The organism is Robbsia andropogonis (genome assembly GCF_034047095.1).
Taxonomy (GTDB): domain Bacteria; phylum Pseudomonadota; class Gammaproteobacteria; order Burkholderiales; family Burkholderiaceae; genus Robbsia; species Robbsia andropogonis.
In genome coordinates this window covers 1,827,982-1,840,450 of the sequence record NZ_CP139170.1, presented here as the reverse complement: position 1 = coordinate 1,840,450, position 12,469 = coordinate 1,827,982, and the positions used below count along the sequence as shown (strand labels likewise).

Below are 12,469 nucleotides of genomic sequence, written 5' to 3'. Positions count from 1 at the left end.
GACAGAAGCACTCGCCGGCGCAATGCACCTGCAGGGCGGGACGCGCAATGATGCCGCGCGTCCGTGCTAAGGCTTAACCCAACCGGGACAAATTGTAAAACGTCGAACGACCTGGATAGCTGGCAATATCGCCCAAGTCTTCCTCGATACGCAACAACTGGTTGTACTTGGCGATGCGATCACTACGCGACAATGAGCCCGTCTTGATCTGCCCCGCATTCAAACCGACCGCAATATCAGCGATCGTCGCGTCTTCCGTTTCTCCCGAACGGTGCGACACGACCGCGGTATAGCCTGCACGCTTGGCCATCTCGATCGCGGCAAACGTCTCAGTCAGCGTGCCGATCTGGTTGATCTTGATCAGAATCGAATTGGCGATACCGCGCTGGATGCCTTCCTTCAGGATCTTCGTATTCGTCACGAAGAGATCATCCCCAACCAGTTGAACCTTCTTGCCCAGCACATCGGTGAGGTATTTCCAGCCGTCCCAGTCGTTCTCGGACATACCGTCCTCGATCGACACGATCGGGAATTTGTTGGCCAGCGTTTCCAGATAGTGCGTGAATTCCTGGGACGACAACTCCAGGCCCTCGCCGGTGAGTTTATAGCGGCCATCCTTGTAGAACTCGGACGATGCGCAGTCGAGCGCCAGAAGGATGTCCTCGCCCACGCGATAACCCGCCTTCTCGATCGCCTGGCTGATCGTGCCGAGACACTCCTCGTTCGAAGCGAAGTTCGGTGCGAAACCGCCCTCATCCCCGACCGACGTGCTGTGCCCCTTCTCCGCCAACAAGGACTTCAGCGCATGAAACACTTCCGTGCCTGCGCGCAGCGCCTCACGGAAAGTCGGTTGCCCGACTGGCATGATCATGAATTCCTGGATGTCCAGGTTGTTGTTCGCATGCGCGCCGCCATTGACGATATTCATCATCGGCACCGGCAATTGCATGGCGCCCGAACCACCAAAATATCGGTACAGCGGCAAGCCCGCTTCCTCGGCGGCCGCTTTCGCGACAGCCATTGATACCGCCAGCATCGCATTCGCACCAAGCCGTGACTTGTTCTCTGTACCGTCCAGTTCGATCAACGTCTTGTCCAGGAACGCTTGCTCAGCCGCATCCAGCCCCAGAATCGCTTCCGAAATCTCGGTGTTGATGTGTTGGACCGCGGTCAGTACACCCTTGCCGAGATAGCGGCTCTTGTCGCCATCGCGTAGCTCGATGGCTTCGCGTGCGCCGGTGGATGCGCCCGACGGCACTGCCGCCCGCCCCATCGTCCCGGACTCCAGCAACACATCGCACTCGACGGTCGGATTGCCACGCGAGTCCAAGATCTCGCGGCCGATGATGTCAACAATTGCACTCATGGTTCTCTCGATAGTTCAAATAGAAACCGCTTGCGATCCCGTCGACATCGGTCGACGGCCGCGCTACAACACGCGCCGCGGGTAACGCGCTTACCCAACTCGCCACGCCGCGCCTGTTGCGCAATTCATGTTGCTACCGTTTCTACCGCCGCCGCACGGCCCTTACTGGAAATCGTCTTCCAGGAACGGCTGGCGCTTGACGACATCATCCAGCGTCTTCAACGTCTCAAGAAGACGACGCATATGTCGCAACGGCACGGCATTCGGCCCATCGGACAGTGCGCACGCCGGGTCCGGATGCGTCTCCATGAACAGCCCCGCCACGCCGGTGGCAACCGCCGCACGCGACAACACCGGGACAAACTCACGCTGACCGCCCGACGACGTGCCTTGACCGCCCGGCAACTGCACCGAGTGCGTGGCGTCGAACACGACCGGCGCGCCCGTCTCCCGCATGATCGCAAGTGATCGCATATCGGACACAAGATTGTTGTAACCGAACGAAACACCACGCTCGCAAGCGAAGAACCGATCTTCGCTCAGCGCTGCTTCCTTGGCCGCCGCGCGCGCCTTGTCGATGACATTCTTCATGTCATGAGGGGCCAGAAACTGCCCCTTCTTGATATTCACCGGCTTGCCCGACTGCGCCACCGCCCGGATGAAATCGGTCTGGCGGCACAAGAAAGCCGGCGTTTGCAGAATATCAACCACGGCTGCCACCTCGGGCACTTCCGCCTCGGTATGAACATCGGTCAGCACCGGCACCTGCAATTGACGCCGTACCTCCTCCAGAATGCGCAAACCCGCATCCCGGCCCGGTCCCCGAAAGCTGCTACCCGAGCTGCGATTCGCCTTGTCATACGACGACTTGTAGACGAATGGTACTCCCAGACTGCCACAAATTTCCTTCAGTTGCCCTGCGACGTCGATCGTCATTTGCGCCGACTCGACGACGCAGGTTCCCGCGATCAGAAAAAACGGCTTGTCCAGCCCGACATCGGTATCAAGAAAATCACAGAGTTTCATGCGCTGTCTCCCGTTTCGACGGGTTGCCGGATTCCCCGGCAGCTTGCTTGTGGGCCAACGCGGCACGCACATAGGCTGAGAACAGTGGGTGCCCATCACGCGGGGTCGACGTAAATTCCGGATGAAACTGCACGCCCATGAACCAAGGGTGCAACCCGTCCTGCAATTCCATCATTTCAGGCAGATCTTCGGTGGGCGTGCGGGCGCTGATCACCAGGCCTTTCTGCTCAAGTTGCGGTACGTAATGGTTATTCACTTCGTAACGATGGCGATGACGTTCGTTGACATCGTCGCCATAAATCGATTGCGCACGCGTGCCGGATTTCACCGGGCAACGCTGTGAGCCCAACCGCATCGTGCCGCCCATATCCGATTGGTCGCTACGCTTTTCAACGCGGCCGTCACGATTGAACCACTCGGTGATCAGCGCCACCACAGGCGCCGGCGTCATGGGATCGAACTCGGTGCTGTTGGCCTTGTCCAGGCCGACGACATTGCGTGCAAACTCGATCACCGCAAGCTGCATGCCGAGACAGATACCCAGGTACGGTATCTTAGATTCACGCGCAAAGCGGATTGCCGCGATCTTGCCTTCCGTACCGCGTTGACCAAAACCGCCCGGCACCAGGATCGCGTCGAGATGGGACAACGCCGCTGCGGCACCGCCGCTCTCTTTCTCGATTTCCTCGGAGTCGATGTACTGGATATTGACGCGGGTTTTCGTATGAATCGACGCATGGCGCAATGCCTCGATCAACGATTTGTAGGACTCCGTCAAGTCGACATATTTGCCGACCATGCCGATAGTCACTTCGTTTTCGAACGATTGCAACGCATCGACCAGGCCCGACCATACCGTCAGGTCAGCCGGCTTCGCATCAAGCTTCAACTCTTCGACGATGATCGAATCCAACCCTTGGTCATGCAGCATCTGCGGAATCTTGTAGATGCTGTCGACATCCCACACCGAGATGACCGCTTCCTTGTGTACATTCGAGAACAAGGAAATCTTCGCCAGTTCGTCGTCCGGAATCGGACGGTCGGCACGGCAGATCAACGCGATTGGCGAAATACCGATTTCGCGCAACTTCTGCACGCTGTGCTGGGTCGGCTTCGTTTTCAACTCGCCGGCCGACGGGATATACGGCACCAGCGTCAGGTGGACGAAGCACGCCTGATTGCGCCCCAGGCGCAAGCTCATCTGTCGCGCCGCCTCCAGGAACGGCAACGACTCGATGTCACCGACGGTACCGCCGACTTCCACGATGGCGACATCCGGCTCGCCGCACGTCGCCATTTTGGCGCCGCGCTCGACGAATGCCTGGATCTCATTGGTGATATGGGGGATCACCTGGACCGTCTTGCCCAGATACTCACCGCGTCGCTCTTTACGCAAAACGGTTTCGTAGATCTGCCCGGTGGTGAAATTATTGGCACGGCGCATCTTTGTACTGATGAAGCGCTCGTAATGGCCGAGATCAAGATCTGTCTCGGCGCCATCCTCGGTGACAAACACTTCCCCATGCTGAAATGGACTCATCGTGCCGGGATCGACGTTGATGTAGGGGTCCAGCTTCAGGAGGGTGACTTTCAGGCCGCGCGATTCGAGAATCGCGGCAAGGGACGCAGCGGAAATGCCTTTTCCGAGTGAGGAAACGACTCCGCCGGTGACGAACACATATTTGGTCATCGCAGGAATGCTCGCGGGAAAGCGGAATTATACCGTAGAAGCGGCCTGCCACGCCCCCCGGATCGGGCGAAAATTTTTCGATGCAACCGCCCCACCGTCCGACCCGCGCTTGACACGAACCGTTAATAGGTTTCAAAAATCGACACTCTCCCACTTCGCTCGAGGCAACGCGCGACGCATACCGGACGAAGCCACATCGCGGCGATTCGGCCATTTTTGCCACATGCACCGCAATATTGACCATCAAGGCGAAGCAAGCGCCAGTCATCCGCTTCGCGGCGACCTAGGCTGGATTCAAGACGAAGCCCGCTGCATCCCGAACGATGCCGCCAGCCCGTCCATTGATTGATTTGGCATTTCATTGGAGGTTATCCATGATCGTCACGAACCCAGCCATGATGGCTTTCCTACTTTGGAAACTCGTATTGGTCATTGCCGGTATCGGCAGCGTCCTGCTGTTTGGCACGCCTCCCATGGGCAATTGAGCGTCAGACCTGCCATACCGGCCCGCTCAATCGGACATATTTGTCATCCAGTATCGACGCCTGTGATATCGCAGTGTCTCAACCGTCATATCGGCGTTGCGGCTGATAAACCGCACTGCGCCGTCGGTATCGCTGCGATGCGTCATAACGCCACGCTCGGTGTAGCGCGGCACGACCCGCGTGGACGGATGACGATGCCGATTGCGAAAGCCCATCTGAAACACGACGTGGCGTGGCGCCACAGCCTGGATGAACGGCGATGTCGACGACGTGGCGCTGCCGTGATGCGGTGCCAATAGCACGTCCGCGCGTAAGGGGATACGGGCTTTGCGCAGTGCCTCTTCCTGTGGCGCTTCGATGTCCCCTGCGAGCAGCACCGCGTGCACGCCGTTTGATATCCGCAACACGCAACTGACGTGATTCGGCGGCGCACGGCGCAGCGGGTCCAGCGGCCATACGGTGTCGAATCGCACGCCGTCCCACGACCATGTGTCGCCCGCGCGGCATCGCCGTCGGACAGTGCCCCGCGCGCCGGCAATGCGCCAAAGCGGCGGCAACGACGCTGCATGACGGCCCTCGCCCGCTGCGGCGCGCACCGGCAACGGCCAGGACGCCAGCAAATGGCGCACCGGAATGTGCGCCATGACGGACAGCGCGCCGCCGTAGTGGTCATCGTGCGGGTGGCTGATGACGAGGGCGTCGAGCGTCCATACGCCTTCTCGCCGCAACGACGGCACGATGACCTGCGATCCCGCATCGCCGCTCGCGCCATAGGGCGGACCGGTATCGTACAAAAGCCGATGACGCTGCGTTTCGACGAGTACCGCATTGCCCTGACCAATGTCGTACATCGTGATGCGAAACCCGCCTGCCGGAAGCAATGCGGGCCGGTAGAGAAACAGCGGAAGACATAGCAGAGATGCAATAACCCGCTGCGCCGGCCAAGCACCACGCGGCGCAAGCCAGAGCAAGACGCCAATGCATGCGCACGTGAGCGCCAGCGGGCTCGGCGCGGGCACCCGGATCGTGTCCGCAACGCCAAGCGCGGACGACACCGCTGAAGCGCACGCAATCAACCAGCCAAGGCCCTGGTGCAGCCACGCGACGGCACCGTGAGCGACGTGCCATGCCATCGCATCGAGTGGCGCGGGCAACACCAGGCCGCAGAAAACCGCTGGCACCGCGATAAAGCTCACCCAAGGTATGGCCAGCAGATTCGCAATCGGGCTGATCGGCGAGGTTTCACCGAACCAGACCAGTGTCGCCGGCGCCAGCGCCAGCGACAAGGCCAATTGGAGCCGGCATGTCATCCACACCCCGCACCACAGCCTTGCGGAACATGCACGCCATGGCGGCCGAGACCACGCGGATTGCGGTGGCCGAATGAACGCAACGTCGCCGGCACGCTCGCGCGCATCCCCGCCGCTCGACGGTTTACCGTTCGTGCACGCGGTGGCCATCACCCCGACCTGTTCCGAACGCGGTGGCGCAAGCGGGCGCCACTCACCGGGATGATGAGGCATCGTGAACCGGCGTCCGTTGACATCATGGTCATCCGGCACCCGATTCCGGTTGATGCCCTCCCTACCTGGCGGGCGCACTGGCCGGGGCATGGCCGCTGCCAGATACAGAATGGCCCCGACAGCACCGAACGACAGCCAGCCGCCCGCCGACTGCATGGCCCACGGATCGACCAACACCACCAGCCACAATGCCAGGCACCACATCACCGTTGCCCCTACGCGACGTCCGTCGAGGCCGCATACACAATATGCCGTCAGCATCCAGAAAGCGCGTTGGGCGGGGATCCCGAAGCCGGACAACGCGACGAACGCACCGGCGGCTACCAGACTCACCAGACCCACGAGGCGTTGTCGCGGCACGATCAGCAGCAACCGCGTCATGCAACGGCGGCGCAGCAACACGGCCGCTCCCCAGGCTGCGCAACCTGCGGCCAATCCGATATGCAGGCCCGATACCGCGACGAGATGATTGGTGCCGGTACGGGTGAAACGCGTCCAGTCATCGGCGGCAATCGCAGACTGCAATCCGAGCGCCAGCGCGGATATCACACCGCGATGCGGCATGCCGCCGAGTACTGTTTCAATCCGATCGTCGATGCGGGAGCGAACCCGCTCGACCGCGGGGCGCAGTTGCCAGATACCGCCGAAAACGCCATCGCCGGCGCGCCGCGCCGCTTGCTTTACGTGAAGCGGTGCCGCCGAGCGCGCATATCCGGTCGCGCGTATTCCACGCTGGAATAAAACCGCCTCGCGCATCGGCATACCGAAATTCGCCGCCCCATGCGGTCGCTGCAACCGCGCGACTACCCGCCAGACTTGCCCGGCTTGGGGCACGGCCGCCTTTGCCGCGGACGTCCCGATCCGTAGTTGTACCAGCCCGACAAACTGGTCGCGCTTTCTCTCGTCATTCCCCTCCCCGGCGGCCCCACGGGCGAGAAGCGCGGTCGAGTGTGTCCCCGCTTGCGCGCGGGGCACACCCGTCGCCGACATCGCGTGCAAGACGCTCAATGTCACACGCCATTCGGACGACGCAGGCATCTTGTCAATCGGTCGATTCGGCCATGTAGAGGCAGTGGGAACACGCACCGGCATCGTCTCGATTCGGCCGATTAGCACAACATCGCGTCCCTCCCACGCGGTGGGCCACACCGCCACCATATGTCGATGTGCCCGCCACGCCGCCCAGTCATAGCCCGCCAGGCCGGCTGCGACCACCAGCAATCCACAGCGGACATAGGGCACGGCCCGCACTGCGTACACCGGGGACCTGAAATACACTGCACCCAATACATGACGACACACCAGCAGCAGCGCACCGGTGATGGCCACGCAACCCATCGCCATGACCTCCGGCAGTTGCATCGCGCGGTGCAGCCACCACGCGCCCGCGGCGAAGCCCAGTGCAATCGATCGCATCCCACCTCACCGCATCGCCTATGACGTTGCGATCGATTATCGCGGCAGCCGGGCCAGCCGGGGCAACGCGACGAGCGCATTGGCTGTCGTGCCGACAGCCACCTGGTCTAAGGTCATGCCACGCAGTTCGGCAAGTGTCTCGGCGATACGGGGGATCTGGTCTGGCTGGTTGCTGCGGCGTACGCTCCCGCCGCCAGGGCGGATGACAGGATCCGCGCGCGGCAACGGTTCGCCTTTACGCATGACCGCCCCATCGTCGGCATGCCGGTCGTCGACCGACGGTTCGGACAGGGGCGTGACGAGCCATTCCGGCGGGATATCCGGCGCATCGGTCTCGACCACAATGGCTTCGAACGGCAACGAAGCCGCCAGCCGTCGAATCTGCAATGCGCGCGGGAACGTCATGGCACCGCCAAAGCCAAGCTTGAAGCCTTGCGCGATATAGTTGTCAGCCTGCTGCCGACTGCCGTTGAAGGCATGGCCGATACCCTGACGGATGCCGAATCGACGCAGCCCCGCCAATACCTGATCCTGCGATCGTCGCACGTGGCAGATCACCGGCAGATCGAGGTCGCGGGCCAAGCGCAATTGCGCTTCGAAGATGGCGCGTTGCTTGGCGTCGTCGAGCGTTGGAACAAAATAGTCGAGACCGATTTCTCCGATCCCGACAAAGCAAGGATCGTCGCGGGCGGCTTCGGCCTGGACACGAAGCGCGGCAAGATCCTCGTCAGTAGCGTCGGCAGTAAATAAAGGGTGTATTCCCAGTGCGTAGGCGATACCTGGCCGCGCATGCGCGAGGGCACGCACGGCATTGAAATTGGCACGGCAGACCGAGGGGACGACGATCGTCGACACGCCTGCCGCGCGGGCCAATGCCGCCTGTTCGGCGCGGTCGGCGTCGAACTCACGCGCATCCAGATGGCAGTGCGTGTCGATCCACATGTCCGAGACTCCCGCTCGTTATGCCGCTTCGTACGCTGACCGCGCGGCGCGATCCCCTGGCACCGTTGCCACCGCCCGTTGTCGCGCCATGCGAATAACCAGGAAGGGCTCCGCCAATATTACGACCTCGCGCCGCGCTGGCTCAACCGCCATGCAATCCCGTAACGGCGCCCAGGACGCTCGGATCTTCCTCCAACTTGCCGCCCTTCAGCCGCAGCACCCGATCACATCGACCGGCCAGATCGAGATCGTGGGTCACGATGATGAAGCTCGTCGCCAACGTCTGCGACAACTCCATCATCAGCGCAAACACGCCGTCTGCCGTTTCACCGTCCAGGTTGCCGGTGGGTTCATCCGCCAGCACACAGGCAGGATCATTGACCAGGGCCCGCGCGATGGCGACGCGCTGCCGCTCGCCGCCCGACAATTCACCCGGACGATGGTGGGCGCGATGCCCCATGCCCACGCGGTCGAGCAATTGTTGCGCCTTTTGCCTTGCATCGCGTTCGGCGACCCGACGGATCCGCAATGGCATGGCCACGTTGTCCAAGGCGCTGAACTCGGCCAGCAAATGGTGGAACTGGTAGATAAAGCCCAATGAGCGATTGCGCACCTCGTCGCGCGCTTTTTCGCTCAAACGCGAGTAAGGCTGGCCGAGCACCGCGATCTCGCCACTGCTCGGATCGTCAAGGCCACCCAATACATGGAGCAAGGTGCTTTTGCCAGAGCCCGATGCCCCCACGATGGCAACCTTTTCGCCGCGGCCCACCATCATCGAAGCGCCACGGAGTACCTCGACACTGGCGCGACCCTGATCGAAGCGCTTGGTGACCTCGGTCGCGCGCAGCACGGCAAGGTCGGTGCCGTCATCATGAAGCGGTGTTGCCGCCCGGACAGGGATTGCATTACTCATAGCGAAGCGCCTCCGCGGGTTTCACGCGCGATGCGCGCCAGCTGGGATACAACGTCGCCAATGCGGCCATCACGAAGGCGATGAGGCCGATACGAAGGACATCGCCCGGTTCGAGCTGTGATGGCAACTCGCTGATGAAATAGACCGAGGGCGGCAGGAACTGCACGTTGAATACATGTTCGATAAATGGCACGATGACCGGAATGTAGTACGCGATCAGACTGCCGAAGCCAACACCCAGCGCCGTGCCGATAAAACCGACGGTCACTCCCTGGATAAAAAAGATCTTCATGATCGACCCGCGGCCTGCCCCAATCGTCCGAAGAATCGCGATATCGGGCTGTTTGTTCGTCACCGTCATCACGAGCGACGACACCAGATTGAATGCCGCCACGGCAATGATCAGCGTCAGGATGACGAACATCATCCGCTTTTCGATCTGTACCGCGGAGAACCAAGTCTGGTTCTGCTTCGTCCAGTCTCGCACATACAGATCGCCGGAAAGTGTCCGGGACAACGCATACGCGACCTCGGGCGCTCGCTGCATGTCGGTCAGCCTGAGGCGCACGCCGGTCGGCGCGGTCTTGCGAAACAATGCCTCCGCATCGCGGATATCAATCAACGCCAGCCCGCTGTCGTATTCGTAATGTCCCGATGAAAAAACACCTACCACGGTAAACTGCTTCAGCCGTGGCAGCAGTCCAGCCGGTGTCATCGTGCCTTCTGGCGCCACCAACGTCACCTTGTCGCCTCTTTCCACGTCCAACGCCGCCGCGAGAGCCTGCCCCAGGACAATACCGAATTCACCTGGCTTCAGATCATCCAGCTTGCCGTCGACCATTTCCTTGGCGATATCCTCAACCTTGGATTCCTGCTCCGGCAACACGCCACGCAGCGCGACGCCGGTAACCGTCTCGCCGCGTGTCAACAATGCCTGCGCATCGACATAAGGCGCGGCCGCGACGACCTCACGGTTGCGCAATGCTTCCTTGGCGGTCAATTGCCAGTCCGGCATCTGGCCCGTTGGCGAATAGATCTCGATGTGCGCCAACACGGACAACATGCGATCGCGCACTTCTCGCTGGAAGCCGTTCATCACGGATAACACGATGATCAACGCCGCCACGCCCAGCGCGATCCCGGTCATCGAGATCATCGAGATGAACGAGATAAAGCCGTTACCGGTAGTACGTTTGCCGGCGCGCGTATAACGCAGGCCGATCTGCCATTCAAAGGGAAGTTTCAACGGGGCCCGTCCTGGAAAAAGCGGTGCGGCAAAGCCTCGGGCAAATCAACGCGACGCCGGCAGCCACTTCCGGCTCGGTTCTCGCGGCATGTCGCCCGACCACATGACCGACCCACGGCCCGCGGTGCACCAGCCGGCAAGTTTGCCACAAATTGGCATCGGTTCGCCTGCCGTCGCGCTTTATGTAGCGGCAGACGTGGCGGCGACCAGCGCACGGGATGCGCCGTGGCGGTAACAGGCGCGGACGCCTCGACCGATTCGGATATGGCCTACAATGCGTTCCACCATGCCGAAACGTCTTTGCGCCACCCTTCATTTCCTGCTGCCTTTCGCGTTGCCGACGCGGCCTCATGCCCCGGATGGCGGGGCGGCATTCGCTGATGCGGCAACATACGACGCGCACGCCGAGGATACAAGCTCGTCCCGCACCGTCTCGTTTGCCTCGGACGCCGCGACGGTCCACGACACCGGCGACCTGGCGGTACCGGGCGTCGGATCGCCCGCACACGATGCACGGCGTGCCCAGGCGGACACCGCCGCCGCGCTGGCAGGCGCCGAGCGCGCACTACGCGCGCTGCTGACGGCACGCGAGACACCCGCTTTTGATACATTGTTACGGCGGGCACGTCTCATCGACAGCGATACCGGCGATGACTACCAGCGCAGTCTGCCGCACGAACGCTGGCTTTCACGCCGGTACGGTCTGCCGCCGATCCATGCGGCGCAAGACGCGCCACTGGCCCCGTTCATGATGCTCGCAGACGGACTCGACCCAAGCGCAATGGCGGCCGATCCTGACCGCACCATTGACGAGGCCGGCGCCATGGCATCGGGCGGCGTCGTGCAATGGGCGTGTCTGGAACCGGCGCATATCGAAGTCACGCATGATCGCCTCGTTCTCGCGCATCCGCAGACACTCGGCATCGACGCGACGGAAGCGACCCACCTCGCCGAAGAGATCGCCACATCGGCCACCGCCCGGGGCCTGTATTTCGTGGCGCCGTCACCCACGCGCTGGTACCTGGGCGAGCGTCGCGGCACGTTGCTGGCCGGTTTGCATGGCGCATCGCCGCTACGCGCCGCGGGCCGAAGTATTGATATCTGGTTGCCGGTCGACGAGACGCAGGCGGATGCGGAGGGCGTCGCGCCCCGCTCATCGCGGTGGATGGGTTTCCAGACCGAATTGCAGATGGCCTGGCACGCACACCCGGTGAATACGATGCGGGAGGCGCGAGGGGCGCGCGCCGTCAACGCGGTCTGGCTGCATGGCCGCGGTACCTGGCCCCCCCCCGCCATCCCCGATGCGCCTTTTTCAATTACTTTTGCCGATGCGGCCGCCGCGCGTGGATTGTCGATCGCCGCGGGGCGGCCGGCGCGCCCATTGCCGGCCAATTTCGCCGCGCTATGCGCGGGTCTCCGTGAAAGCGGCCACGTTGCCGACACGCCGAACCCGGATGAAGCCCGCCGAACGCAAGGCGGCGCTGGCGACAGCCCACCGCAAACGATACTGATCCAGACCGACGCCCTGTCGCTGCCAATGATCGATGAAGACTGGCGGTCGTGGCTGGACGCGTTCGCGGCCCTGGATCAGTCCTGGTTCGCGCCGGCACTGCAAGCGCTTCGCGAGCATGTCATCGACGAGATTCGCTTGACGCCGTGCGGTGAGCAGGCGGCCAAGACCTTGTCGATACGCCGCGGCGATCTCCTGGCATTCTGGCGGCGGCGTACCTTCGCGGGATTGCTCTCGTGACGGCGCGCCCTGCCGGCGGGGGCATTCTTCGATGCACGCAACCGCACAAGGGGTCGCGCCCCCCTGGCCACGAGCGCGGGTAATCGCCGCGGCACCGCGAGCCGCCCTTCTC

Annotated in this window: 7 protein-coding genes and 1 pseudogene; 1 reads left to right on the top strand and 7 read right to left on the bottom strand. The window is 62.3% G+C overall.

All coding sequences use genetic code 11. From position 1 onward, the window contains the following. Positions 1-73: 73 nt before the first annotated feature. The 7 genes and pseudogenes from eno to SJQ66_RS21645 form a co-directional block, all read right to left on the bottom strand. A complete protein-coding gene (gene eno, locus SJQ66_RS21675) occupies positions 74-1,366 on the bottom strand; it encodes a phosphopyruvate hydratase (RefSeq protein WP_024902372.1) in 1,293 nt (430 codons plus the stop codon). Positions 1,367-1,528: 162 nt separating this feature from the next. Further along, entirely contained in the window at positions 1,529-2,392 is an 864-nt protein-coding gene (gene kdsA / locus SJQ66_RS21670) for a 3-deoxy-8-phosphooctulonate synthase (protein ID WP_320534530.1), read from the bottom strand. After that, positions 2,379-4,082, bottom strand: a complete 1,704-nt coding sequence (locus tag SJQ66_RS21665) for a CTP synthase (RefSeq protein ID WP_024902370.1) — start codon at positions 4,080-4,082, stop codon at positions 2,379-2,381. The genes kdsA and SJQ66_RS21665 overlap by 14 nt, the downstream gene beginning before the upstream one ends. Before the next feature lie 511 nt (positions 4,083-4,593). Continuing rightward, the gene (locus SJQ66_RS21660) at positions 4,594-7,506 is read right to left on the bottom strand and encodes a DNA internalization-related competence protein ComEC/Rec2 (protein WP_320535327.1); all 2,913 of its coding nucleotides are present in this window, start codon (positions 7,504-7,506) and stop codon (positions 4,594-4,596) included. 36 nt (positions 7,507-7,542) lie between these two features. Beyond that, a pseudogene (locus SJQ66_RS21655) lies at positions 7,543-8,454 on the bottom strand (TatD family hydrolase); the annotation flags it as partial. Positions 8,455-8,590: 136 nt separating this feature from the next. Next, positions 8,591-9,361 (bottom strand): lipoprotein-releasing ABC transporter ATP-binding protein LolD, encoded by a 771-nt coding sequence (lolD, locus tag SJQ66_RS21650; RefSeq protein WP_024902368.1) that lies wholly within the window; start codon positions 9,359-9,361, stop codon positions 8,591-8,593. Beyond that, positions 9,354-10,607, bottom strand: coding sequence for a lipoprotein-releasing ABC transporter permease subunit (locus tag SJQ66_RS21645; RefSeq protein WP_024902367.1), 1,254 nt, complete (start codon positions 10,605-10,607; stop codon positions 9,354-9,356). Before SJQ66_RS21645 ends, lolD begins: the two co-directional genes overlap by 8 nt. Before the next feature lie 286 nt (positions 10,608-10,893). On the opposite strand from SJQ66_RS21645, the gene SJQ66_RS21640 reads away from it, so the two are divergent. Next, on the top strand, positions 10,894-12,357 hold the full coding sequence (locus SJQ66_RS21640; protein WP_024902366.1) for a hypothetical protein: 1,464 nt from the start codon (positions 10,894-10,896) through the stop codon (positions 12,355-12,357). The last annotated feature ends 112 nt before the right edge of the window (positions 12,358-12,469 follow it).

Coding starts and splice junctions, on each gene's coding strand:
- SJQ66_RS21665 (WP_024902370.1), bottom strand. CDS start 4,082: ATGACCAAATATGTGTTCGTCACCGGCGGAGTCGTTTCCTCACTCGGA.
- kdsA (WP_320534530.1), bottom strand. CDS start 2,392: ATGAAACTCTGTGATTTTCTTGATACCGATGTCGGGCTGGACAAGCCG.
- SJQ66_RS21640 (WP_024902366.1), top strand. CDS start 10,894: ATGCCGAAACGTCTTTGCGCCACCCTTCATTTCCTGCTGCCTTTCGCG.
- SJQ66_RS21660 (WP_320535327.1), bottom strand. CDS start 7,506: ATGCGATCGATTGCACTGGGCTTCGCCGCGGGCGCGTGGTGGCTGCAC.
- lolD (WP_024902368.1), bottom strand. CDS start 9,361: ATGAGTAATGCAATCCCTGTCCGGGCGGCAACACCGCTTCATGATGAC.
- eno (WP_024902372.1), bottom strand. CDS start 1,366: ATGAGTGCAATTGTTGACATCATCGGCCGCGAGATCTTGGACTCGCGT.